This is a genomic window from Phaeodactylibacter xiamenensis (assembly GCF_000759025.1).
GTDB classification, from domain to species: domain Bacteria; phylum Bacteroidota; class Bacteroidia; order Chitinophagales; family Saprospiraceae; genus Phaeodactylibacter; species Phaeodactylibacter xiamenensis.
The window spans coordinates 54,944-79,169 of sequence record NZ_JPOS01000079.1 but is presented as its reverse complement, the minus strand read 5'-3'; the positions used below and the strand labels follow the sequence as shown (position 1 = coordinate 79,169).

At 51.9% G+C, this 24,226-nt stretch carries 19 protein-coding genes; 12 read left to right on the top strand and 7 right to left on the bottom strand.

The window, feature by feature from the left end; translation table 11 throughout:
* Nucleotides 1-5 precede the first annotated feature (5 nt).
* The gene (locus tag IX84_RS20380; RefSeq protein ID WP_044225079.1) at nucleotides 6-614 is read right to left on the bottom strand and encodes a YceI family protein; all 609 of its coding nucleotides are present in this window, start codon (nucleotides 612-614) and stop codon (nucleotides 6-8) included.
* 158 nt (nucleotides 615-772) lie between these two features.
* Between IX84_RS20380 and proC the strand changes: the two genes are divergently transcribed.
* Nucleotides 773-1,606 carry a pyrroline-5-carboxylate reductase gene (gene proC, locus IX84_RS20375; RefSeq protein WP_262501663.1) on the top strand — a complete coding sequence of 278 codons (834 nt, stop codon included), beginning with the start codon at nucleotides 773-775 and terminating at the stop codon, nucleotides 1,604-1,606.
* Between the two features lie 67 nt (nucleotides 1,607-1,673).
* Here proC and IX84_RS20370 read toward each other — a convergent pair whose 3' ends face one another.
* Complete coding sequence (locus tag IX84_RS20370) at nucleotides 1,674-6,620, bottom strand: OmpA family protein (protein WP_044225072.1); 4,947 nt, start codon at nucleotides 6,618-6,620, stop codon at nucleotides 1,674-1,676.
* A 135-nt stretch (nucleotides 6,621-6,755) separates the two neighbouring features.
* Here IX84_RS20370 and IX84_RS20365 point away from each other — a divergent pair, with 135 nt between their 5' ends.
* Complete coding sequence (locus IX84_RS20365; protein ID WP_044225420.1) at nucleotides 6,756-7,649, top strand: lysophospholipid acyltransferase family protein; 894 nt, start codon at nucleotides 6,756-6,758, stop codon at nucleotides 7,647-7,649.
* On the opposite strand, the gene IX84_RS20360 is transcribed toward IX84_RS20365, so the two are convergent.
* From IX84_RS20360 to IX84_RS20350, 3 genes are all read right to left on the bottom strand, one after another.
* The gene (locus IX84_RS20360; protein WP_044225069.1) at nucleotides 7,639-9,918 is read right to left on the bottom strand and encodes a DUF5916 domain-containing protein; all 2,280 of its coding nucleotides are present in this window, start codon (nucleotides 9,916-9,918) and stop codon (nucleotides 7,639-7,641) included. The two genes, IX84_RS20365 and IX84_RS20360, sit on opposite strands and share 11 nt — an antisense overlap.
* An 81-nt stretch (nucleotides 9,919-9,999) precedes the next feature.
* The gene (locus IX84_RS20355) at nucleotides 10,000-10,335 is read right to left on the bottom strand and encodes a hypothetical protein (RefSeq protein WP_044225066.1); all 336 of its coding nucleotides are present in this window, start codon (nucleotides 10,333-10,335) and stop codon (nucleotides 10,000-10,002) included.
* Complete coding sequence (locus IX84_RS20350; protein ID WP_044225063.1) at nucleotides 10,335-11,048, bottom strand: YebC/PmpR family DNA-binding transcriptional regulator; 714 nt, start codon at nucleotides 11,046-11,048, stop codon at nucleotides 10,335-10,337. Before IX84_RS20350 ends, IX84_RS20355 begins: the two co-directional genes overlap by 1 nt.
* 190 nt (nucleotides 11,049-11,238) lie before the next feature.
* Between IX84_RS20350 and IX84_RS20345 the strand changes: the two genes are divergently transcribed.
* The 10 genes from IX84_RS20345 to IX84_RS20300 all read left to right on the top strand — a co-directional run bounded on the left by IX84_RS20345 (nucleotide 11,239) and on the right by IX84_RS20300 (nucleotide 21,792).
* Nucleotides 11,239-11,856, top strand: coding sequence for a 3'-5' exonuclease (locus IX84_RS20345; protein ID WP_044225061.1), 618 nt, complete (start codon nucleotides 11,239-11,241; stop codon nucleotides 11,854-11,856).
* 491 nt (nucleotides 11,857-12,347) lie between these two features.
* Nucleotides 12,348-15,359, top strand: a complete 3,012-nt coding sequence (locus IX84_RS20340; protein WP_044225058.1) for a SusC/RagA family TonB-linked outer membrane protein — start codon at nucleotides 12,348-12,350, stop codon at nucleotides 15,357-15,359.
* 27 nt (nucleotides 15,360-15,386) lie between these two features.
* Nucleotides 15,387-16,964, top strand: coding sequence for a RagB/SusD family nutrient uptake outer membrane protein (locus IX84_RS20335; RefSeq protein ID WP_044225055.1), 1,578 nt, complete (start codon nucleotides 15,387-15,389; stop codon nucleotides 16,962-16,964).
* A 79-nt stretch (nucleotides 16,965-17,043) separates the two neighbouring features.
* Nucleotides 17,044-18,639 carry a SusF/SusE family outer membrane protein gene (locus tag IX84_RS31255; protein WP_052516241.1) on the top strand — a complete coding sequence of 532 codons (1,596 nt, stop codon included), beginning with the start codon at nucleotides 17,044-17,046 and terminating at the stop codon, nucleotides 18,637-18,639.
* Between the two features lie 130 nt (nucleotides 18,640-18,769).
* Nucleotides 18,770-19,450 (top strand): TVP38/TMEM64 family protein, encoded by a 681-nt coding sequence (locus tag IX84_RS20325; RefSeq protein ID WP_044225053.1) that lies wholly within the window; start codon nucleotides 18,770-18,772, stop codon nucleotides 19,448-19,450.
* On the top strand, nucleotides 19,447-19,953 hold the full coding sequence (locus tag IX84_RS20320; protein ID WP_044225050.1) for a dihydrofolate reductase: 507 nt from the start codon (nucleotides 19,447-19,449) through the stop codon (nucleotides 19,951-19,953). Before IX84_RS20325 ends, IX84_RS20320 begins: the two co-directional genes overlap by 4 nt.
* A gap of 95 nt (nucleotides 19,954-20,048) precedes the next feature.
* Nucleotides 20,049-20,360, top strand: a complete 312-nt coding sequence (locus tag IX84_RS20315; protein WP_044225047.1) for a hypothetical protein — start codon at nucleotides 20,049-20,051, stop codon at nucleotides 20,358-20,360.
* Nucleotides 20,361-20,460: 100 nt separating this feature from the next.
* A complete protein-coding gene (locus IX84_RS20310; protein ID WP_202965278.1) occupies nucleotides 20,461-20,634 on the top strand; it encodes a PspC domain-containing protein in 174 nt (57 codons plus the stop codon).
* Nucleotides 20,635-20,647: 13 nt separating this feature from the next.
* A complete protein-coding gene (locus IX84_RS20305; protein ID WP_044225044.1) occupies nucleotides 20,648-21,385 on the top strand; it encodes a PPK2 family polyphosphate kinase in 738 nt (245 codons plus the stop codon).
* Between the two features lie 14 nt (nucleotides 21,386-21,399).
* Complete coding sequence (locus tag IX84_RS20300) at nucleotides 21,400-21,792, top strand: RNA-binding S4 domain-containing protein (RefSeq protein ID WP_044225040.1); 393 nt, start codon at nucleotides 21,400-21,402, stop codon at nucleotides 21,790-21,792.
* Here IX84_RS20300 and tilS read toward each other — a convergent pair.
* Complete coding sequence (gene tilS / locus IX84_RS20295; RefSeq protein WP_052516240.1) at nucleotides 21,789-23,141, bottom strand: tRNA lysidine(34) synthetase TilS; 1,353 nt, start codon at nucleotides 23,139-23,141, stop codon at nucleotides 21,789-21,791. The genes IX84_RS20300 and tilS overlap by 4 nt on opposite strands.
* Nucleotides 23,138-24,142 carry a carbohydrate kinase family protein gene (locus IX84_RS20290; protein ID WP_044225411.1) on the bottom strand — a complete coding sequence of 335 codons (1,005 nt, stop codon included), beginning with the start codon at nucleotides 24,140-24,142 and terminating at the stop codon, nucleotides 23,138-23,140. The genes tilS and IX84_RS20290 overlap by 4 nt, the downstream gene beginning before the upstream one ends.
* Nucleotides 24,143-24,226 lie beyond the last annotated feature (84 nt).

The window sequence follows — 24,226 nt, the reverse complement described above, 5'->3', positions numbered from 1 at the left end:
TCCGATTACTTATTCACAACAAGGTTTACCTGCAGGTCAAACTCATCGTAAATCGTCTTATCTCCCAGGTTGTCAAAGAAGCTGCCTGAACCATAACGAACATTGAATTCAGAGCGGTCAACTACAACTTCAGCCACTGCTTTCGCCTTGTCGCCCATATCTTCCAGGTTGGCCTGGAACTTAATTTCCTTGGTAATATCTTTAATGGTCAGATCACCAACAATTTTGTACTCGCCTGGCTTACCCCGAGATACCACCTGAGTAATATTGAACGAAGCTGTTGGGAATTTATCCACGCTGAAAAAGTCATCAGACTTAAGGTGCCCCATTAATTTTTCGTTCCACTCTCCTTCCAAATCGGTATTCGTCATGGAGGTCATATCGATCACGAAACTGCCACCAGTTAGCATATCGCCGTCGAATTCCAACTCGCCAGACTTCAGCTGAATGTTGCCGGTGTGGGAGCCAGTCACTTTGTAGCCGTTCCATACGATGTTGCTTTCCGCCACGCTTACCGTGCGGCGTTCTTTTTCGCCTTCAACAGGATTAGTAAAGCTCATGCCGATCATTGCTACAGCTGCCAGCAGCACAGAGAAAATACTTGCCTTTTTCATAATGGTTTGGTTTGATTGTTTTTTATGGAAAGGGTAACAACGCTACCCCTGTTAATGTTTAAACTTTAATTGGTGCAAATATAGGCGCTCTAAATCAAAGTTGCAACATCAAAATGAAAATTTCTGCTTATTCCTGCTAAATTGTAGCTTTACGCCTCATCTGGAGCACCTTTGAAAAATTCAACTTTATGAAAATACTGATCATTGGCGGCGGCAACATGGGGCTTACCTATGCCCAAAGCTTCCTGCGATCTCACATCGCCAGTAAGGAGGACATGATGATTCTGGAAAAATCGCCTCAAAAAGCGGCAGAGCTGGCTAAAAGAGACATTGGTACCGTTTACGGCAGAGCTGAGGATTGTATCCAGCAGTCTGATCTTGTTATTTTTGCAGTAAAGCCTCAGGACTCATCTGTGTTGTTTGAGCACATCAAACCACTTATCGACCCGCAACAGGTCTTTCTGTCTATAATGGCCGGTGTGAAGCTTTCGACCATCTCCGGTAGTTTGGGCGCGGAGAAGGTGATCCGGGCTATGCCCAACCTGCCTGCACAGATTGGCATGGGCATGACCGCCTTTACGTCTTCTGATGCAGTCACCCGGATAGAGCTCGTCATGGTTCAAAACCTCCTGAACACCACTGGCAAAACTGTCTACGTTGAAAAGGAAGAAGCCATTGATGCGGCTACTGCAATATCCGGCAGTGGCCCGGCTTACGTCTGGTTTTTCATGAAATCTATGATGGATGCCGCCCGTAATATGGGCTTTTCTTACTCTGAGGCAGAACTATTGGTCAGCCAGACGTTCCGGGGTGCTATTGAACTCTTTAACAAGACAGATTTCACCTGCGAAGAGTGGATTGAGAAGGTTTGTTCCAGGGGGGGCACCACCGAAGCCGCCCTGGCTTCCTACGATAAGAACCTGGTCCGTGATGACATCATTGCAGGCGCACAGGCCGCACTTGACCGGGCGGTGGAGCTTGGCAATGGGTAAGGTGAAACCCAAATTCAAAAAGTACACATAAAAGAGGCGGCACCGTTACCAGGCACCGCCCCATGCCCTATAATCTCAATATCTTAATTTCCACACGTTGGTTCCGCCTTCGGCCATCCTCGGTGCGGTTAGAGAAGAGTGGTTTTCGTTTGCCATAACCCTTGTAGAACACCCGGTCTGAAGGGATCCCTTTAGCTACCATATACTCGGCTACAGCTCGGGCCCTGGCAGTCGACAATTGATCGCAATACTCGTCCGGAGGCAGGTTATTCGTATGCCCGCCGATTTCCACGACGATGGAAGGGTTGTCTTTGAGGAAAATGTAAATCTCGTTCAGCAAGGGCTTCACCGATTCCTGAATCGTGGAACTGTCCGCTTCGAACTGCAGCTTTTGCATCTGAATCGTCTGGCCACTGCTCACGGCGCTGGTCAGTTCCTTCAATACTCTTTCCGTAATTTCAAAGTTGGCACTTGCGGTGCAGCCGTTGGCATCTGTAACGGTGACGCTATGCTGCCCAAGGCCAAGGTTTTCCACTTTAGGGCCCGCAGCCCCGTTGTCCCAGGTGATTTTGTAAGGCGGTGTACCTCCGTTCCCACTTGCTTCTGCCTTCCCATCTTCACTGGTATCGCTGAATGCAGGCTCTACGCGTCCCAGTTCAGCAGTGAGAGGCTCTGGTGCGGACATAGAAACAGCGGCTGTTTTTTCGTTCCCCGCCTCATCGGTCACGGTCACCTCGTAGCTGCCCGCGCCTAGTCCCGTACGGTTTTCACCAGCGGTGCTTTCATCACTCCAGGTGATGGTGTAAGGTGGTTTGCCTCCGCTCACAGCTGCTTGTACGGCACCATCCGAAACGCTGCTGCAGGAAATGGGTTGGGTTGCGGACAATTCCACTTCCAGTGGGAGGATATTCTCGGAAATCACAACCGACGCCTCAGCCGTACAGCCCCTGGCATCTGTAACGGTTACCTGATGGGTAGCCGGTGGAAGTCCGGCTGCCTGTGCCTCCGTACTTCCTGTGCTCCAGGCGTAGGTATAAGGAGCAGTACCTCCGGTCGCAGTTACCTTGGCAACGCCATCGCTATTGTTCGTGCTGGCTGGCTGCACCGCTGTGGCTTTCGCGGAAAGCGCTGCCGGCTCTGTCAGAGTTGTTTCGGCCTCTACCGTTGTCCCTGCCGCATCGGTGAGTGTGAGCTGGTAAGCCCCAGCGGATAAACCTGCTGCCTGGGGCTCAGTGGCGCCATTGCTCCAGGCATAGGCAAACGGTGGCTTTCCACCGGTGATGGCGGCATTCAGAGCGCCTACTCCACCCTTACAGCTTATGGGAGCGGAAACTTCCAAATTTAAAGCCAGGGGTAGGATGTTTTCCGTAATTTCCACGCTTTCCTCTGCGGTGCACCCATTGGCATCCGTAATGGTTACAGTGTGGTTGCCCGGTGGCAGGTTATCCGCCAGGTCGGCGTAGACTTCGGTACTCCAATCATAGGAATAAGGTGGGGTGCCCCCCTTTCCGGAAGCCTTCGCTTTGCCATCTGAAGCATTCGTACTGGCGGGCTGAATGATTACTACTTCAACCGATAAAGCTGCCGGTTCGCCAATCGAAAGCGTGGCGGTAGCGGTAGTGCCGGCTGCATCTGTTACGGTAAGTGAATAATCTCCGGCTGTGAGTTGGCTTGCTTCCGGCCCGTTCTGCCCGCCGCTCCATGCATAATTGAATGGAGACTTGCCGCCTGTGACCTCGCTGGCAATGGCACCCGTCGCTGCTCCATTACAACTAACAGGACCTGTCTCCGTAAGCGATACTTGCAGGGGTAGGATGTTTTCAGTAATGCCCACCGTAGCGGTAGCGGTGCACCCATTGGCATCCGTAATGGTCACTGTATGATCAGCCGGTGGAAGGGACTCTGCCACTTCTGTGGATGCCCCCGTACTCCATGCATAGGTATAAGGCGGCGTACCGCCGGTGGCACTGACCTTGGCTATACCATCTGCATTATTGGTACTGGCGGGCTGTACAGCAGTGGCTTTTGCCTGTATGGGCTCGGGGGCAGCAAGCGAAAGGGTAGCTTCCGCGGTCGTCCCTTGTGCATCTGTGACGGTCAGGGCGTACGATCCTGCGCTCAGCTCCGCAAGGGTTTCTGTAGTGCTGCCGTTGCTCCAGGTGTAACGGTAAGGCCCTTTGCCGCCTTTCAAGGTAGCGACCAAAACGCCATCCGCTGCTCCGGCGCAGGTAATGGAAGCTTCAGGAGCTATAGTGACCTGAAGCGGTAAAATATCCTCTATCATCTCCACCGAAATGGAAGACGTGCACCCTTTCGCATCTGTAACCGTTACGGTTTGCATACCGGCCGGCAACTTGGTAGCCTCAGCACTGATTTCGCCACTGATCCAGAGGTATTCGTAGCCTCCATTTCCACCGGAAGCGCTTACCACCGCACGCCCGTCTGCCTGGCCCGGACTGGCTTCTCCAGTAACTTCCACGCCGACTTTAAGCTTGGGCGGTGCCGTCACTTCGACGGTGGCGTTTGAGGTATTGCCTACTACATCAGTCACCGTCAGGCTATAGGTGCCCGCCGGGAGGGCTTTTAATTGCCTTTCGGATGTGCTGCCATTCGACCAGGCGTAAGCGAAGGGGCCTTTGCCGCCGTCCACTACTGCCGTGAGTTGCCCATCAGCGCCTTCTGTACAGCTTACGGGCTGACTCATCTCCAACTGCACCTGAAGGGGAGCGATATCTTCTGTGACTTCTACTTTGGCTGTTGCCTGACAGCCGTTGCCATCGGTTACGGTAACGGTGTAGGCACCAGAGGACAGGCGCTTAATTTCGGCTGTACTGGCACCGTTGGTCCACAAATAAGCATAAGGCGTAACACCTCCGCTAACCTCTGCTTTTGCAGCCCCATCGGAAGCGCCGGTATTCGCAGGTGTCACCTGAACTGCACGGGCTTTTAAAGCGGCTGGTTCTTCGATGGTAAAAGAAGCCTCAGCGGCAGTTCCTGTTGCATCCGTAACGGTCAGGGTATAGGCTCCGGCGGTCAGGCCGCTGAGGACTTCTCCTGCACCACCGTTACTCCAGGTGTAAGTAAAGGGGCTTTTGCCGCCCGTAACTTTGGCGGAAAGCGCGCCGGCTGCGGCACCCTGGCAATCAATAGTAGCATCCTGACTAATGTTCAGCGATAAGGGCAGAATGTCTTCGCTCACGGTCACCTCGGCGGTAGTGGCACATCCGTTGGCATCCGTTACGGTAACGGTATGTTTACCCGCAGGCAAACCAGTCACCGCTGCAGCATTACCACCGCTGCTCCAAGCAAACTGATAAGGGGACACGCCTCCGGACGCTTCCACCTCTGCAGTGCCATCGCTGCCATTAGCAGAAGCCGGTTGTGTGACTTGAGCTTGTACCTGAAAAGCGGAGGGCTCCTCCACCGTATAAGTTGCTGATGCAACCGTACCATTCGCATCCGTAACCGTGACGCCGTAATCGCCGGCAAGCAGTCCGGTCAGCTGAGGGGTGAGCGCATCGGCTGCACTCCACTTGTACGTGTAAGGCTTGGCGCCGCCTTCTGCATTTACTTTCAGCACAGCACTTTTATTACCCTGACATTTGATGGGCTTAACCTGCTCAATTTGAACGGCCAATTCCTCAAGGGTACGCGAAATATTGACCACAGCTGACACTTCACAGCCCTGCCGGTCCGTCACGGTCACCGTATGTGCGCCTTCTGACAACTGCATGGCGATGGGTGTTGTCTCTCCATTGTCCCAGGCGTATTTATACGGGGGCATGCCTCCCGTGGTTCTTGCTTCTGCCTGCCCGTCGGCAGCACCAGCACTACTGACCTCACTGCGGGCCTCTGCCCGAAGGGTAACCCTGCGGTCCGGGACACTGATATCCGTCAAACGGCTGTTGCCCTTGGTATCCGTGATGGTCAGGCGGTAAGTACCTGGCGTAAGACGGTCGGGGCTGTCACCTGTTGCATTGCCGCTCCAGTTGAAGGTGTAAGGTGGAGCACCGCCGGTTACTTTTACCCGCAGGGCACCATCTGAGCCATTCCCATTGCAGGTGACCGGGCTGACAAGCTCTACGGTAGCAACCAGAGACGAGCCTTTTTGAATAACGTAGACACCTTTGTCTTCTGTACCAATCCAGACTGCACCGTCCAGGTCTACGGCCAGGTAATTGGCAAATTCACTGGTATATTCTTCCGCTCCTCCAAAAGTGCTGGTTTCCCCACTGGTCGGGTTGTAGGAGGCAATGATGCGGGAAGCAATCCAGAGCCTGCCTTTCGCATCCAATGCAATATCGGTAATGCTGCCTTCCACTGCGTCGGTTGGGATATCGATAAGCTCCCAACGGTCCTTGCGGTCTACTTTTCCAACCAACCCGTCGCCCATCAGCCAGACTTCCCCATTCGCCACCGCAACAGACTCAATGATTAGCCCCTTCTCAATCAGGTCCCATTTGCCATCCCGGCCGACCAAAGCGCCATCATTGGTAGCAATCCAAATACGGCCAGGCCCGTCCTTAGCGATTTCATGAACGAAGTTGGACCTCAGTTTGGTGTTGTCCATCGACAACTGCTCTTTGAAAACCAACTTGCCATTTTCTTTTTTCAGGCGGTAGGCGCCGGTCAGGCTAGTACCCAGCCAGATATCCTGATTGACCTCATCGTAAAAAGCGGTAGTGATGTAGTTGTCTTCGTCTATGATATCCCCGATCGCTTCCGTGAGCTCCTGCTGCTGCCAGCGGATGTCGGCATTGCCGCCTGAAAACTGGAACAGGCCCATTTCTCCGGGCTGAAGCGTGATAGGGTCTGCAGAACGGGCACCACTGACTTTTTGAATAATCCGGGTGTTGGCCACCCATTTGGTATTATCGGTATCAACAAATATATTTTTGACCGGGCTGCCCCACGGTAGGGCCGTACTCCGGATCACCTCCAGATTCTCTTCCTGTGCCTTTCCGGCAAAGCCCAGCAAAATCAAAGCAAGCGATAGTAGGTAGCTTCTGCTCATGGTATGGTTTTCTACATTTTCGGCGCAAAGTTAGGCAACCTGAAGCAAAACGCAGTATATGGTTTAATATTACCTTTGTGCCGCCACTGAAAGTCTGCTCATCGCACGGCTGGCATTAACGAATCGATGAATAATATGAACATAGTCCTGTTTTACTTGCTGATCAAGCCCCTCTCGTACGTGCCTTTGCCCGTAATGCACCGTTTTTCTGATGCCCTCTCCTGGCTGCTGTTCCGGGTTTTTGGCTTCCGCAAAAAGGTGATTCTGGGCAACCTGGAGCGCTCTTTCCCCGAAAAACCAGCAAAAGAGATCGACCGCATCGCCCGGGAGTACTACCGGCATTTGTGCGATCTCGTAGTTGAAGCGGTGCGATCTTTCAGTATCCCGGAAGAAGAGATCAAGCGCCGGGGGAAAATGGTCAATCCGGAAATCCTGGAGCCTTTTTACGAGCGTCAGCAGCCTGTCATCCTTTGTGCCGGCCACTACAACAACTGGGAGATGACCGCCACAGCTATGCCTATGTATATCAAACACCGGGTTGTGGGCCTTTACAAACCGCTGAAAGACCAGTTCTTTAACCAAAAAATCACAGTTTCCCGCAGCCGGTTTGGTATGGACATGGTTTCCATCCGCAAAACCCGGGAGTTCTTTGAGGCTGATCATGGGGTAAGCATCATTTTGTTTGCTACCGATCAGGCGCCCTCCAACCCCAACCGGGCGTACTGGACCGAGTTTCTAAACCAGGATACGGCGGTGCTTTTCGGAACGGAGGCCTACGCCCGAAAGTACAACTACCCGGTTGTCTTTGGCTACATTGACAAGGTAAAGCGGGGGTATTACGAAATCCGGTTCAAAGTCATTTCTGAGGATCCGGCCAGCCTGCCCGCCGGTGCCATTTCAGAAGCCCACACCCGGCTGCTGGAAGAGGAAATCCGCCAAAAGCCTGAATACTGGCTGTGGAGCCACCGCCGCTGGAAACATACCCGACCGGAAGGCTGGAAACTGGAAACTAAATCAGCTACAAATTGAGCCAGTAGGTGGCTTTGAGCACAATAGCCCGGTTTTTGCCACGTGGATTCGCCAGAAACTGGTCCGAAAAATAGTTATCGGTGTACACCAGAAAGATATCCGATACGGGCTTAAAGCGCCACTGCAAACGGGTATTGATGTTGACGTTGTCGGCCTGGGTGTTGTATTGCAGGAAGACACTGAAGAAAACACTCCTGGAAAAGGAAAGCTCCGCCCTTGGCCCGACCAGCCATATACCGGCGTCGTTGTAGGGGCTGGGCAACTGAATATCCGTGTACGTCGCATCCAGGGCCAGAATCCCCAATGGCTGCCAGCGGTAGTTCAGCTGAAATCGCAGGCGGGAGAAATCCCCGTTGAAGTAACGCCCGTAGCTGCCTTCCACGCCATAGTAAAAGTCCTTACGTACATCCGAGCTGTAGCTCAAATTAAGGGTAGGATAGGTATAATCTGTCCCTTCCGGCAGTTCTACGCCCCCGGTATTGGTAGGGTCGAATGGGAAGAACAGGAAAGTATAATTCTCTGTATAGTCCAGGCTAAGCTCACTTTGCCCGGGAAACTCCACAAATGCCCCGGCGCTCAGCTCCCGGTCCGTCAGTTGATAGTCCGGTTGGTTGAAAATAAACTCTGTCCTTGCGCTGAGCCCAAAGGCGATGACCCGCTCTGCCCACCATTTCTTTTTTGGAAAGATCAAATGGGTGATGCCCGGAGAGGTGGACAGGAAGCCCCGGCGCGGTACAAAGCCCATTTCGGCTTCGTGGTTGCGCCCGATGTAGTGGGTTGGAAAAAAGATACGCCAGTTGCGCAGGTAATGGCCCACGAAGAGGGCGGCCGCCTGCGCATCCACATGATTATCACTGGTAAAAGAGCGGTGGTAGAAAGCCTCGGCTTCCCATTTATTATCCTTTGAAAAAAGATTGTATTCCAGTCCTGCCACCCGGTTGAAAGCATCAGGGTCGACTTCGTAACCGCCCGCACCGTCCGGCCGGTAGTTCACTTTGTTGGTAAAAATGGCGCCGACAAAGGACCGGTCAAAGACTTTGCGCTGCAGTACACCGACGGAATAGTTGGCAGGCGCCAGGTCTGCATCGGAGACAGCGCCGGTCTGCATATTCAGCAGGCCCACCCGCCAGTTGTTGTCCAGCTTACCGCTGAGCCGGGCGCCCGCCAAAATCGGCACATTAAAACTGCGTTGCACTTCGATCTCGTCCCCACCGGTTGTGGTACGCCGGAGCGTGCCCTGCGCCAGGCCAATCCTACGGCTGAAAAAAGGACGGCTGCTGGGGAAACCAAACTTGCCAAACAAATCCTCATTTTCGAGAAAAAACTGCCGCCGTTCCGGAAAAAAGAGCTCAAAACGGCTGAGGTTGGTCAACTGCCGGTCTACTTCCACCTGACTGAAATCAGGATTAAAGGTCAGGTCCAGGTTCAGAGAGGGTGTTATGGCAATCTTGGCATCCCCCCCGGCATTGAAGTTGCGCTCTGCGGGTAGCCGAAATTCTTCATCCCGCTCCACACCCGCAATAGCGTACGGGATAAGCGAAACGTTTAAGCCCGGGCTCGGTGGCGGCGTAACCCAGCGCATTGGCAAAGTGAAAGCGAGGTTATTGATCCCGAACTGCCTGGGCACCGGATTCCAGGTAGAACGCTCGTTTTGCTTGACAGATATGCGGCTGAAGTTGATCCGCCACTGATTGGCGCCTTCAGATCGTTTGTAACGCAGCGTTTTGAAAGGGATCGCCATTTCCACCACCCAGTACTCCGGGTGATTGGACACCTCGGCGTACCATTTATTATCCCAGTCGGTGGAAATACTGTTGCCGTTATCGATGAGGCCTTCCCGGCGTACATTCAAAGGTGTAACAGCGAAATGGAAACCATTGATTTTATCCTGGAAGGGATCAATATTGACAGCGAATTCATCAGAAGGGCCAAGTTCAAAGTCCCGGCGCAGGGAGGTGACGATGTAATCTTCCTGTGACTGATAAATGACCGCACCAATGTACAGGGCTGTCTCATCGAAGGTGACACGGACTTCCGTATCCAGTTCAGCGTAAGAGGTATCAAACGGGAAGTTTTGGTAGAAATCAGTCGCCACCCCGGCATTTTCCCAGGCTGCTTCATCCAGCACCCCGTCCAGCCGTATGGGCGTTGCAGCAGAACGGATATCCAGCCCCTCTGACGCCTGCCCTATAGCTAAGCTGCTGAAAACACAACAAAATAAAACAGTTAGCCCCTTGCGGCTAGCCCAAACCCTTGCTCGATCCGTCATTAACCCTAATAATAGTTGCCAGCTCCGTAAAGAGCCCTGTATGTTCCTGAAGTATGCAGCAGGCTGAAACCAGCCCGTTTTTTAATCCTCCTCGATGGTATCCGTCACCATCGTTTCAACGTGGTAGTCGTAGAACCGCTCAAACAGCGCCCAGTCCAGTGTTTCCGGCCAATCGTTCTCGTCCAGGCTCCAGCCTTCCAGCAGAACACTGAGCAGGTCCTCCACATTGGCTTTAAGATGAGAAAGGACATCCTCCACATCCTCGAAATCTGGCAACAGAAAAATATCCGCTTCATCGTGCTGATCCATATCAGCATAATCCAGGGGCTGTTCCGGAAAAACTTCATTAGCCCACTCGATCAGAGCTGGCTTGGGCTTCACGACAAGTGCCGTGCGGTTGATTTTGTAAAAATCCATTAGTCTTCTTTCATGTTGTGGAAGACCGCGTTGACATCGTCATCGTCTTCCATGATTTCGATTAGCTTAATGACATCCTCTACTTCGCTGTCTGTAAGCTCTTTATAATGACTGGGAATGCGTACGAGTTCAGACTCCGTCACTTCCAGCCCGAATTCTTCGATACCTTTCTGGAGGTTGCCGTAATCTTCAAAAGCGCAGACCAGGACAATTTTATCGTCTTCCTTCCTCAGTTCTTCCAGTCCAAAGTCGATGAGGCCCAGCTCCAGTTCTTCTCCGTCCTGCCCTTCGGCTTTGACTTTAAAGTTGGCCTTGCGGGAGAACATGTAATCTACCGAGCCGGAAGTACTCAGGTTGCCCCCGTACTTGGAGAAGATGTGGCGGACACTGGCTACGGTACGGGTTGGGTTGTCCGTTGCCGTTTCCACCATAAGAGCTACACCGTGTGGGGCATACCCTTCGTAAACCAGCTCTTCGTAGTTTTCCGCATCCTTTGAAGTCGCCTTTTTGATGGCATTTTCGACGTTAGCCTTAGGCATATTAGCCGTCTTGGCATTCTGTATAGCCAGACGCAGGCGGGGGTTATACTCAGGGTCCGCCCCACCCTCCTTAACAGCAATAGCAATCTCCCGGCCGATACGCGTGAAAGTCTTGGCCATATTGGCCCAGCGCTTCATTTTCCGCTCTTTACGGTATTCAAATGCGCGTCCCATTATCTGCAATTTAAATTTGAATCAATAAAGCAGGCTTAGCTTAACCTGGCTGCCCTGCTTCAGAATGCTTGCAAAATTAGCGTTTACAAATCAGCCTGCCATATTTACTTCTCAATATTTTTCCGCCAATCGCCATAGGGATGCTTCCAAAGCGGCAAAAATCCCTTATTTTAGCCCAACAAACCTCATTATGGAATATTTGGTAATTGACCTCGAAATGTCGGGCGACGACCCGAGCTATCACGATGTGATCGAAATCGGTGCAGTGCTTTACACCGATAACTGGATGGAACTGGGCAGGTATCAATCCTACGTATACCCGGAAAACGAGGAAGCGTTCTCTAAACCCTCTGAAGAAGTTCATGGCATCAGCCTTGAGCAGTTAAAAGACGCGCCCATGCTGGATGATGTCCTGCCTGAATTTGAAGCCTGGATGCTGGGGCTGAGAAAGCTCAAGCCGGACCCCTTTGATAACAGCCGGGCGCTGCGGCACACCATGATTTCGGGCCTGGGCATCGTCAATGACTTCGCTTTTCTGCGCGCCGCCTACGGCATCATCAACCGCCGCTGGCCCTTCAGCTACCACATGCTGGATATGCAGTCCCTGACCCACGCCTTGTTCCCGATCTTCAAAGCCGCCGGAGAAGCCGTACCCGAGCGCCAAAGCCTCACCGCTATTGCCGCTTATTTCAACCTGGAGCGGGAAACCGAGGAGCACAATGCGCTGGAAGATGCCGTGCTGACCGGGCGCTGCTTTATCGAACTGAACAAAATGATTGACCGGCTAAAGGTTGACCCCGCGGTTTAATTCCCGCCGACAGGACTATTGTATCCGAAAGTATGGTCTCAGTGCTTGCTGTATGGTTGCCCCTCCGAGAGCGTGGCGGGCCCCTGCCTGTCCCTGCTTTCAACTCAAATGATAAAGATCAAAGCACAAAAAGCCCGGGAGTGACAAAGGTCATGGTATAGCACAGGCAAGATGATTTCTTTTGTGGCTATCGAAACAAACAACCAATTGTAATCAGAAAACTTAGCAAATGGTTCACGAAAGTCGGGTTTTGCTCAAATTTATTCCAAAATTAAATAGGGCAATTGCGAATCAAGGAATATATTTGCCGATGGACTTGGTATAAAAACTACATTAACCCCCACTGCTTACTGTTACTCAAAAACGACAAATGCCAAGTCGTCAGGGATTTACGCCTACCACTCAAACTATTGAATTAGTGTAAAGTGTACACTAAAATTGACACGGGTAATCTAAACTTACCATACAACCAAAATTAAATTGTAGCTCTTATGAAAAACATTCTGCGATTGGTCGTGGCTTTTGCAGCTGCGCTGCTCCTGGTCCAACAGGGGTATGCTCAGGGTACTGTACAAGGCCAAGCGATCGACGAAAATGGCGAGGCCCTGATCGGGGCTACCATTCTGCTGGTGGGCAGCAGCCGGGGAACGGCTACCGACTTTGACGGTAACTACGTCCTCGAAAATGTGCCGGCCGGCGAACAGCAACTCCGGGCATCCTATACTGGATACGGAGACCTTACTAAAACCATTACCGTAAGAGACGGAGAAACCGTTACGCTTGACTTCCAACTGGGCGAAGACGCCGAAGTGTTGGAGGAAGTGGTGGTCATCGGTTATGGCTCGGTGCGCAAGGAAGATGCGACCGGGGTAGTCGCGAAAATTGATGACAAGAACTTCAACCGGGGAGCCATTGTATCTCCGGAACAACTGCTGACGGGTAAAGTAGCGGGTGTACAGATTGCGCCTGGCGATGGTTCTCCAGGTGGTGGCTCTGCCATTCGTATCCGGGGTGGTACTTCTATCAATGCCAGTAATGAGCCGCTTTTCGTTATTGACGGTATGCCTATCGACAATGAAGGTTTTGCCGGCGGGCGTAACCCGCTGAACTTCCTCAATCCAAGCGACATCGAATCCTTTACCGTACTGAAAGATGCTTCTGCAACGGCGATCTACGGTTCACGGGGTGCGAACGGTGTGATTATCATCACCACTAAGAAAGGGCAGTCCGGCAGCCGCCCGCGGGTGAATTACGATGGGTACTACACCGTAAATGAAATCCGCGGTGAACCTGCGATGCTCGATGCAGATAACTTCCGTGATGTAGTTACGTTCTTCGCGCCAAGCCGACTGAACTCCCTGGGAGGTAATAATACCAACTGGTTTGATGAAATGCTGCGTCAGGCTCAGGGCCAGAACCACTCTTTGAGCGTTTCCGGGGGCGGACAAGACTTTGGCTACCGCATATCTGCCGGTTATCAGCAACTGGAAGGTATCATCCGTGGCTCGGAGACTGAGCGGGCGAGTTTCAGCCTTAACTATAACCACAGATTCTTTGATGATAAGCTGAAGATCAATACCAACCTGCGCGGTGCACGTACACGCGATGTTTTTGATCCGGGCATAGGTGCGGCCTGGGATTTTGATCCTACACAGCCCGTACTGGATCCGGACAATGAAGCCTTCGGTGGTTTCTTCTCCTACGGGAACAGCCTGGCTCCGCGTAACCCGGTCTCTGCCGCTGAGCAACGTATTGACGAAGGGCAATCCTTCCGTACCATTGGTAATATGGAAATTGAGTATTCACTGGGTGACCTTATTGATGGCCTCAGCGTGAAAACCAACCTGGGTTTTGATGTCAATCAGGGCGACCGGAACACCTTTGAACCCACCACCTACACGAACACGCAGGTGGCTAACTTCAATGGTCTGGTGAAAATCGAGAATTACACGCGGACCAACTACCTGTTTGATGCGTACCTCAACTACGACAAGTCACTCAATGACCGCAACAACCTGAAACTTACACTGGGTTACTCCTATCAGGACTTCTACGAGCAATATCCGCTGTTTGAGGGGCAGAATCTCTCAACTGATCAGTTCGGAATTAACGGGCCGGCACAAGCCGAAGACGTATTCCCTGCCAATTCCGTCTTTGAAAACCGCCTGATCTCCTTCTGGGGCCGTGCGATTTACAACTTCGATGAGCGCTATGTACTGACAGCAACCCTGCGCCGTGACGGTTCCACCCGCTTCGGTCCGGAAAGCCGCTGGGGCTTGTTCCCATCAGCAGCCGTTGCCTGGCGTGTCCTACAGGAAGACTGGGCAGGTTCCCTAAACAATATTTTCTCGGACCTGAAACTCCGTGTGAGCTACGGTATCACAGGTAACCAGGAAATTGGTGACTACCGCTATCTCCCACAGTACGCCTTTAGTGATCAGCGGGCGCGTTACCAAATCGGTACAGATGCAGATGGCAACCCTATCTTTATCAATACTGCCCGTCCCAATGCCTATGACCCGGGGCTACAGTGGGAGGAAACGGCATCTCTCAACGTGGGACTTGAGTTTGGCTTTGCCAATGGCCGTATCAATGGCGCTTTAGAATATTACACCCAGAATACGAACCAATTGCTGTTCGAAGTCAACGTACCAGCAGGTACTAACCTTTCTGACCGCGTACTGACCAATATCGGTGAGTTGCAAAACCAGGGTGTGGAACTGACGCTGAACGCCAATCTGCTCAAAACATCGGATATGAGCTGGGACCTTACCGGTAACATAGCTTACAACCGTAACGAAGTACTGGGGCTGTCCAATATTGCTGGTGATGCAGGCATCCTTCGGGGCGGTATTGCCGGAGGTGTGGGCAATAACGTACAGATTCTCCGGGTCGGTCATGCTGTGGACGCATTTTACGTCTATGAGCATATCCTCAATGATGATGGCACACCTGTTTCTGATGAGGACGATCTTATGATGTATGTTGACCAAAATGGAGACGGACAGATCAATGAACTGGACCGCCGGATTTTCCAAAATCCAGCACCGGACATCCTCTACGGTTTGACCTCTAATTTCCAATTCAAAGGGTTTGACCTGGCTATGACAATACGTGGCGCCGTAGGCAACTATGTTTACAACAATAATGCCTCTAACCGTGGTTATTATCAGCGGGTACAAGGTGTAAATATTGGCAATGACCAGTTCTTCCTCAACAACGTTCACGAGTCTGTACTGGAGACGCAGTTCGTCGCCCCTCAGTATTTCTCTGATTACTATGTGGAAGATGCGTCTTTCATGCGATTGGACAACGTAACTTTAGGCTACACCTTACTGCCTAAGCGTGGCATTTCAAGCCTGCGCTTCTACGTTACCGGTCAAAACCTGCTGGTTTTCACCAAGTACAGCGGACTTGATCCGGAAGTAGGCGTGGGTGGTATAGATAATGCGCCATTCCCACGTCCGATGGGCTTTATCTTCGGCGCAAGCCTGGGCCTTTAATTTGTTGAACACAAGAAAAATTAAGCCATGAAAAAAATAATTAATATAGGGTTGATCGCCGTCCTGGCTATGATGTCTGCCTGTACAGATTTGGATGTACAGCCCAGGAACGATCTGACTCCTGATGTTTTCTTTTCAGATGATGCTGCCTACGAGCGTTTTCTGACCCGTATCTATGCCGGACTCGCAGTCACTGGCCAACAAGGCCCTGCTGGTAACGCGGATATCAAATCACTGGATGAAGGCTTCTCCAGCTACCTGCGCCAGTACTGGCAATTGCAGGAACTCCCAACGGATGAAGCTATTATCGCGTGGAATGACGATGGCCTGCCTGACCTGGTTACTCAGGGCTGGAGCAGCACCAATCAGTTTGTACGTGCGATGTACTATCGGGTGTTCTTCCAGGTCTCTCTGGCAAACGAGTTCCTGCGGGAATCCACACCGGAAAAGCTGGACGCACGTGGTGTCAGCAAAGAGGTAGTTGATCAAATGGTCACTTACCGCGCAGAAGCCCGTTTTATGCGTGCCCTGAGCTACTGGCATGGCATTGACTTCTTCGGTGACATTCCATTCTATACTGAAGATCAGGTGATCGGTTCTACCGCGCCTACTCAGTTCAGCCGCCGGGAGGTATTCAACTTCATCGTGAATGAGCTCAACGAAATTGAGAGTGACATGCTTGAAGCCGGCACAGCACCATATGGCCGCGCAGACAAAGGCGCACTTTGGATGCTGCAAGCCAAGCTTTACCTAAATGGTGAAGTCTATACCGGAGGGGAGACTTACTGGAATGAGGCAGTGGAAGCCTGTAACAAGATCATCGAATCTGGTGCTTACACCCTGATGGACGAGTACCACCACAACTTCCTGGCTGATAACGACCGCTCAACGGAGATTATCTGGTCTGTGAACTTCGATGGTGATGCGACTCAGACGTTCGGCGGTACCACGTACCTCGTGCATGCGGCTATCGGTGGTGCAATGAATGCGGAAGACTACGGCGTGAACAACGGCTGGGGTGGACTGCGCACACTGCCTTCCCTGGTAGACCGTTTCCCCGATGAAACCGGCAATATTGATGAGCGGGCGATCTTCTTTACAGAAGGGCAAACCAAAGCCGTAGAGGCCATCAATGAGTTCACTAATGGCTATACCGTGCCAAAATACCAGAACGTTACGTCTGAAGGTGTTGCGGGTTCTGACCCTACCTTTGCCGACACGGATTATCCGATGTTCCGTTTTGGAGAAGTGCACCTGACTTATGCTGAAGCGGTCCTCCGTGGCGCTTCCAACGGTGACCTGGGTACAGCTGTAGCCTACATCAATGCCCTGCGTCAGCGGGCATACAATAATGATGCTGGCAACATTTCAGAAGCAGACCTCAACCTGGATTTCATCCTCGATGAGCGTAGCCGTGAATTGTACTGGGAAGGTGTACGCCGTACAGACCTCATCCGCTTCGGGCAATTTACCGAAAACGGTGTATGGGCATGGAAAGGTAATGTTCAGGAAGGCAGAACAACGTCGCCTCACCTCAACCTCTACCCTATCCCGGCGGAAGAACTGCTGGCTAATGACAACCTGGAGCAAAACCAGGGCTATTAAATCTTTATGGATCGGTAGGGCTGCCTTAGCAGTCCGCCGACCATTCGAAAATTTATCAAATTTTCAATCAGATTAAGACATGAAAAATTTTCTTAAAATATCTTCCATCCTGGTTTTGGCGGGGCTCGTTGCCTTTAGCTGTACCAAGGATGAGATCGACGTGGAAGCGTTGACGGACTTCGCGCCCGGTATTGTTTCCATCTCTCCGGCTAACAACAGCAAGATTGTAGTTGGCAACTTCGACCTGAAAGTCATCGTGGCAGATGGTGAGTCTTCGCCTCTTTCCGAAATCTCTGTGCAACTGCTGGATGAATTTGGTAATACCCTTGCCGATGCGACTCAGGCAGTGACAGGTACCCGCGACAGTATCGTGGTGCCGGGTGCCGATTTTGCAGTGCCTGCCGAACAGCTTGGCGCTGGCATTTACAGCATGAACATCACGGTATCGGATGCTAAAGGGCAGACCACCAACCGAAGCACATCCTTTGAAATTTCGCTGCTGCCTTTCGCGGCCAACCACGATGAAATGTGGATTGCCGGTGGCTTCAACGGCTGGGGCGGTGATGCGATGACCCTCGTCGCTGACCACACCTGGGAAGTTTCAGGCATTGACCTCCTCGGAGACGAGTGGAAGATCAAAAACTGCCTGGACTGGTGTGATGAGGACTGGGGCGACACCGATTGCAACGGCTTCATGGAAAGCAACCTGAGTGGCGGCAACGGCAATACCGCTTGTGGTTATTCCGGCGAAGTGACCGTAACCTTCAACGACGAAACGCTGGAGTACACGGTACGCCCGGCTGTTGAGTTCGCCACCAACCTATCCGGCCTTTACCTGCTTGGTACTTTCAACAACTTTGACGGGGACGAATTCCGCTTCCAGCTCACGGGCGACAACACCTGGGAACTGGCTGAAGTGGAACTGGCAGAAGGCGATGAGTTCAAATTTGCTGAAATGCCCAACTTCATGGGCAAAAACTTCGGTGATGCAGACGGTGATGGTGTAGCCGAAGAGTTTGGCAGCAACACTATGTTCATGGGCGACCCTGGCATTTACAAGATCACCTTCAACGACGCCACCCTCGAGTATACCATGGAATTCCTGGGCACTGGTGGCGGTGGCGGATTTGAGTCCATTGGTATCATTGGTAGTGCTACGCCGGGCGGATGGGATGCAGAAACGCCTATGACGGATAACGGCGATGGCACCTACTCTATCCTGATCGGCCTGCTGGACGGTGAAGCGAAGTTCCGCGCCGATAACGACTGGGCTGTCAACTGGGGCGCTACTGACTTCCCAAGTGGCACCGGTACACAGGACGGGCCTAACATTCCGGTTACCTTTGGCCTTTACGAGGTGACTTTCAACCCTGAAACAGGTGAATACAGCTTTGAGGCAGCTTCAGTTGGCATCATTGGTGACTCCACGCCTGATGGCTGGGACGCAGATACAGATATGATGCCCGACCCTGCCGAGCCATCTGTTCAAACCGTGAATATCGAACTGACGGATGGAGAGGCCAAATTCCGCCTGAATAATGACTGGGGCGTGAACTGGGGCGCTGGTGATTTCCCAAGTGGCATCGGCACACAGGATGGACCGAATATCCCCGTTACTGCGGGTAACTACACGGTACGTTTCAACGTGCTGACTGGCGAATACTCCTTTGAGTAAGTCATTTTGATCTGGCGATTCTTTATCGCCTGATAAATACGGGCAGGTGTTCTCCGGAGCATCTGCCCGTTTTCATTTTGCCTGCCTTCGAACATCAACAACGACGAGCGCTTTTTTTACATAAAAGCCTTTGAAAAGAACACAAGTTACCGCCTCCTTTCTCACCCTGTTGCTACTAGGCAGCCTGGTCGTGCTTTACTTTGCCTCGCCTTCAGTACAGGAAACCGTCAACGAGGGATTCCGGCTGGCAAAAGCTGGTGATGAAGCCGCACTGGCTAAATGGTTTGAACAGTTCGGGATATGGGGCCCTATCGCCATCATACTGTTCATGGTCCTGCAAATGTTCCTGATCATCTTTCCCAGCTGGCTGCCCATGGTGGTGGCTACCATTGGGTACGGACCGGTTTGGGGCGTGGTTATTTCTATAGTCGCCGTCACTGTGGCTTCGGGCATTGGGTATTGGATTGGCCGGGTATTTGGAGCGCAGGCCCGGGAGCGTTTTATAGGGAAGGAAAAAGAGGAGGAAATTTCTGAAGCCATGGAAGAATATGGATTTGGCACTATAGTATTGTTTCGTCTCTCCCCATTCCTGTCTACGGACGCCATTAGTATTATTGCCGGTTTACTGGGGATGCGCTTTGTGCCCTATTTGCTGGCTACCCTTGCCGGCATCACACCACTGGCATTGGGGATCGCCTACTTCACCCGGGACCTCGACCAACTCAAAACCGGGCTGTACTGGCTGGGCGGTATTGGAATACTCCTCTACGGCTTGTACATTTGGCTGGACCGAAAACGAAAAAAATCATGAAAATTGTAATGATCGCAGCCCGTTCCGACAACGGGGTGATTGGCAAAGATGGAGGACTGCCCTGGTCTATGCCCGCAGATGAAGCCTTTTTTCTCAACGAAATCGAAGGCTGTTTCCTCCTGTCGGGCCGGAAATCCTACGAGTCCAATCAGGGCAACACCATTTTTAAAGATAAGCAGTTTGTGATCATCACCCGGCGGAAAAATTACAAAGTGGGCCCCGGCGGAGAGATTGCCCATAGTGTGGAAGAAGGGATCGCCCTGGCCAGGCACAAGCAAGTGCCCCGGCGCTGTGTGCTTGGGGGTGGAGAAATCTACCGGCAGGCTCTGCCCTATGCCGACGAGCTGATCCTTACGGACATTCACACACAGGTCGAAAACGGAGATGCCTTCTTTCCAGCGTTCAGTGCTGAAGACTGGAAGTTGACCCAACAAGAACCGCACGAAGCCGATGCCAATAACCCTTTCCCCTATACCTTTAAGTGGTTCCGCCGCCAACTTTAAATCGCAATCCATTCATAATCAAAACAGTAGACAAAACATATCACCGCCATATTACGTTTTACTGTTGATTATCGATGACATAAATTAACTTTTTAATGGAATACCTCGTAGCAGGAATAGCGGGTTTGATGGTCGCTATCGTATACGGATTAACGCATCAACAACAAAAAAAGCAAGAAAAAAGAAGAGCGCCCCACCCTTCGCTCGACACCAAAAACACCACCAACTACAATATGGAAATCTTGGAGGAAGCGCCTCTGAAAAAGCTCACTCCGGAAGACGCTCAACGTATGATCGAGCACTGGAAACGTGGAGGTTATATTCCTTCGCACCGGGAGTTTTATGCCGTACAGCGCGTCCTTCGCCGCGACGCTAAAGCTCAGCTCAAAGAAGCTCAGGAAAATTAAACGCCAAAAGCCTTGTACCGCAGGGCTTTTCTTTTTTGCAGGAACTGCCTATCTTACCCATTCTTAAAATCTAACAAGCCATATGCCCAACCGAAAATTAATGAAACGGAAAGACCAGGCCGTCATAGGAGGCGTTTGTGCAGGCATTGCCGACTACTACGGCTGGGACCCTACACATGTGCGCCTTTTTTATGTGCTGCTTTCTGTGCTTAGCGCAGCTTTTCCTGGCTTATTGGTATATGTGCTGCTCTGGCTTTTCATGCCAGAACGATAAACACTAATGGTTGATGATCAGACTAAGCGAAATCCCTACAACACCGCCCGACGACCTGGACCGGGACGACATCGAAGATAAGACGAAAGAACTACAGGAACGCCTGGGCGACCTGCAAAAAGTCCTGTACGCCGAGCAAAAACACAGCGTACTGGTGATTTTTCAAGGCATGGACGCGAGTGGAAAGGATGGGGCCGTGAAGCATACCTTTAAAGATTGCCACCCGCACGGCGTAAGGGTCCACAGCTTCAAAAAGCCTACCGATGAAGAGCTTGCCCACGATTTCCTCTGGCGGGTCCACAAGCAGGTACCGCCGAAAGGCATGATTCAGGTCTTCAACCGGTCGCACTACGAGGACATTCTCATACAAAGAGTACACGGCTGGATTGACGATGAGCACGCCCACCGGCGTATGGCGGCAATCAATGCCTTCGAGGAGCTCCTCGCCTTCGATAATAATACCCACATCTTCAAATTCTACCTCCACTTGTCCTACGAGCAGCAAAGGGAAGAGTTGCAGGAGCGCATTGATGAGCCCGATAAGCACTGGAAACATAACCCCAACGACTGGAAAGAGCGCGAGCACTGGGATACTTACCGGAAATACTACGAGTACGCCATCAACGAGAGCCGCATTCCCTGGACGATTGTGCCGGTAGACAAGCGCTGGTACCGGAACTATATCGTGGTCAAAACGTTAGTTGAACGACTGGAGGCACTAAACATGCAATACCCGCCTCTGCCGATATAACTGACAAGGATTTTATGTCGAATATTGAGAAAGTACGTGTAGACAAGTGGCTGTGGAGCGTCCGGATTTTCAAGTCGCGCACGCAGGCCACAGAAGCCTGCAAATCTGGTAAGGTTCAGGTGAATAATTCAGTGGCTAAGCCCTCTCAGCTGATTCAGCGGGGCGACCAACTTACTGTTAAGAAAAATGGTTTCAATTTACAATATAAGGCGGTAGACCTGATCCGCAAACGCGTAGGGGCACCAATCGCCCAAACCTGCTACGAAGACCTGACGCCTGAGGAAGAACTCAACAAGTACAACGAGTGGTTTGTGGGCAAGGGAAAAACGGAGTTCAGGGAAAAAGGTGCCGGCCGGCCGACCAAGCGGGACCGCCGGAAAATTGAACGCTATAAAGACAAACTTTAATCCGGTAAAACGCTCACCTTTAAGCACTGCTTTGTCGAAGGGCGTACCCGGTTGGCATGATTGCTGCGGTGCCCCACGACCCAAAGCAGGGTGCCACTATCATCCGCCAACATCCACGCAGCGGCTTTCTCTGCCCGTGTAAATTTATGGTTGCTAAAGTAATCCTGAACTTTCTGATGCTTCCCGCCCATTCCGAAGGGCTGGAACTGATCGCCTGCCCGCCATTTGCGCAGCATCAGCGGAAATGCCAGTGTTTCGAAGTCAAAGTAGGCTACTTTAGGGTCTTCGGAGAAATGCTCCGGCACCTTTTCCAGCAACTGGAAATACAGGTATCCCCCGGGAAACCGTAGCTGCTCCGCTTCTCTCTCAATAACCAATGACTGCTGAACGGTTTCTCCTTTAGCTACGACTTCCAACACCTCCGCTGCCAGGGCAATTTCGTGAGTTGGGGTCAAAAAGACCTTGCCCGGTTGCCCTTCGTGAATGCCCGACGCCAGATCATTGGCTTGTGTGGTATTCAGCCCAAAGGGCGATAACAACTCAAAAAGCACAGTTGGCAAAGCCGGAGCAAAAGCTTTAAGCGTATCCAACTGATATAAAATCCGGTCGCCATCCTGAGTTTTGGCAGCTTCTTCAATACGGTTCAGCATTTGTTCCATCAGGAAAAGTGACTCCCGAAACCGCTGCATGTTCTCCCCCAGCGATTGCTCCAATCTTGGGTTAAGCTCCCGGAAGGCGGGCAGGACACGGTGGCGAATGAAATTACGGGTATATTTAGTCTCCGTATTACTGCTGTCTTCCCGGTAGGGCAAATCGTTGGCTTCCTGATAATCGGATAATTCCTGCTGACTTGCAAATAATAATGGCCGGACCACCCACCCATTGCGCGGAGGGATACCCAACAGCCCCCTCAGGCCTGTGCCCCGAACCAGATGAAAGATCTGTGTCTCTGCAGCGTCCGTGAGATGATGAGCCGTGGCTACGTAGTCATATCCTGAAGCTTCCCGAATATTCTCCAGCCATTCGTACCTCAGCTCGCGGGCTGCCATTTGTACGGAAACAGATAATTGTTCTGCAACAGCGAGCGTATCGAAAGCAGTTTGATGAAACGGGCAATTGAGCTGCCGGGCAAGGTCCTCCACAAATGCGGCATCCTCATCAGCAGCCTTGCCACGCAGTTGGAAATTGCAATGCCCAATACCGAAGGACAAGCCGGTTTGCGCAAACAAGTGCGCCATGACCACTGAGTCTTTCCCACCACTAACGGCCAGTAAAAAGTGCTGCTGCTTCGGGTGATCTACCCCACAGGCATCAGCCAGGTAGTGCAGCATCCGTTGTGCCAGGCTCATAAGCGGGCATTGGCTTCGTAGTGCTGCCGGAGTATAGCTTCCGTATCAGGCAGCGACTTGAACACCTCAAAAGTGGTGCCCTGCGTCCGCATTGCGCCCAGCGCATTGGCAAACTGTGCAGCCCTAACGTAATCCATCCGGTCGCGAAGCAGACCGTAAGCCAGCCCTCCCGCGAAGGAGTCGCCACAGCCGGTGGTGTCAATGACTTCAGCTACCGGGATGGAGGGGACAAACTCTGCTTTGAACTGTCCGCCGGGCATAGAGTACACCATACAACCTCTGGAGTCCAGGGTGATGATCACTGCCTTCACACCTCGTTCAAGACTGTGCTGGGCGAAGTCTGCCATATCTTTTTCGGAAAGGTCCTGATAGGGCTTTTGCAGGTCTTCAGATTTATACTCCTTGCTGAACCAGCTGCACCCTGCTTCTTCAATATTCATTTTCAGAATATCGATGTAGGGCAGCCATAGGTCGCGTTCTATCCAAAAGCGGCGCACCCGGTCCCCCTGAGTGGTCACCGCTGTGGTTGGCCCATGCGCATCAAAGATGGTCAGCGCACCCGGCTTCCGGTTTTCCCTGATAAACCGCAGGGTTTCCAATGGTACTTCATAATCAGAAATCGGGACACCAACAAATACATCACTGTCCAGAAAGGGCTCCACATCTTCCGGCCGTATGGGCGGCATAAACGCCGTTTGTTTTTCCAAACGGTTATTCTGATCTACAAAGCGGAGCTGGATGACATCCCCCTGATCTAAATGTGCGTAGACGCCCTCCGTGCTGATATTGGAATATTGCCCGAGTAGCGCTTTCACCTTAGGCTCGTCCTTCTTGCGGACATGTGTGATGGGAATGACCGTACCATCCTGAGCAAGCAGGGCTGCAGCACCGATTGCGGTATGCGTTGCGCAGCCGTACTTTTCAATAACCCGGTTTTTACTAGTCGTAATGTGGTCAAAGGGAATAGGGCCTAATACAGCCACCTTGTAATGCTTATCCATAGAAATGCTTACGTCCTGGTTCGAAACGAATATAGCATTTCTTGCCAAATTGACTATTGGATTGGGCTAGAATTGCCAAACAGT

Excerpts from the sequence above, each read along its gene's own strand:
- IX84_RS20355 (WP_044225066.1), bottom strand. The coding sequence starts at position 10,335 with ATGGATTTTTACAAAATCAACCGCACGGCACTTGTCGTGAAGCCCAAG.
- IX84_RS20305 (WP_044225044.1), top strand. The coding sequence starts at position 20,648 with ATGATCAGACTAAGCGAAATCCCTACAACACCGCCCGACGACCTGGAC.
- tilS (WP_052516240.1), bottom strand. The coding sequence starts at position 23,141 with ATGAGCCTGGCACAACGGATGCTGCACTACCTGGCTGATGCCTGTGGG.
- IX84_RS20300 (WP_044225040.1), top strand. The coding sequence starts at position 21,400 with ATGTCGAATATTGAGAAAGTACGTGTAGACAAGTGGCTGTGGAGCGTC.
- IX84_RS20365 (WP_044225420.1), top strand. The coding sequence starts at position 6,756 with ATGAACATAGTCCTGTTTTACTTGCTGATCAAGCCCCTCTCGTACGTG.
- IX84_RS31255 (WP_052516241.1), top strand. The coding sequence starts at position 17,044 with ATGAAAAATTTTCTTAAAATATCTTCCATCCTGGTTTTGGCGGGGCTC.
- IX84_RS20360 (WP_044225069.1), bottom strand. The coding sequence starts at position 9,918 with ATGACGGATCGAGCAAGGGTTTGGGCTAGCCGCAAGGGGCTAACTGTT.
- IX84_RS20290 (WP_044225411.1), bottom strand. The coding sequence starts at position 24,142 with ATGGATAAGCATTACAAGGTGGCTGTATTAGGCCCTATTCCCTTTGAC.
- IX84_RS20310 (WP_202965278.1), top strand. The coding sequence starts at position 20,461 with ATGAAACGGAAAGACCAGGCCGTCATAGGAGGCGTTTGTGCAGGCATT.
- IX84_RS20380 (WP_044225079.1), bottom strand. The coding sequence starts at position 614 with ATGAAAAAGGCAAGTATTTTCTCTGTGCTGCTGGCAGCTGTAGCAATG.
- IX84_RS20335 (WP_044225055.1), top strand. The coding sequence starts at position 15,387 with ATGAAAAAAATAATTAATATAGGGTTGATCGCCGTCCTGGCTATGATG.
- IX84_RS20345 (WP_044225061.1), top strand. The coding sequence starts at position 11,239 with ATGGAATATTTGGTAATTGACCTCGAAATGTCGGGCGACGACCCGAGC.
- IX84_RS20350 (WP_044225063.1), bottom strand. The coding sequence starts at position 11,048 with ATGGGACGCGCATTTGAATACCGTAAAGAGCGGAAAATGAAGCGCTGG.
- IX84_RS20370 (WP_044225072.1), bottom strand. The coding sequence starts at position 6,620 with ATGAGCAGAAGCTACCTACTATCGCTTGCTTTGATTTTGCTGGGCTTT.
- IX84_RS20315 (WP_044225047.1), top strand. The coding sequence starts at position 20,049 with ATGGAATACCTCGTAGCAGGAATAGCGGGTTTGATGGTCGCTATCGTA.
- IX84_RS20340 (WP_044225058.1), top strand. The coding sequence starts at position 12,348 with ATGAAAAACATTCTGCGATTGGTCGTGGCTTTTGCAGCTGCGCTGCTC.
- IX84_RS20320 (WP_044225050.1), top strand. The coding sequence starts at position 19,447 with ATGAAAATTGTAATGATCGCAGCCCGTTCCGACAACGGGGTGATTGGC.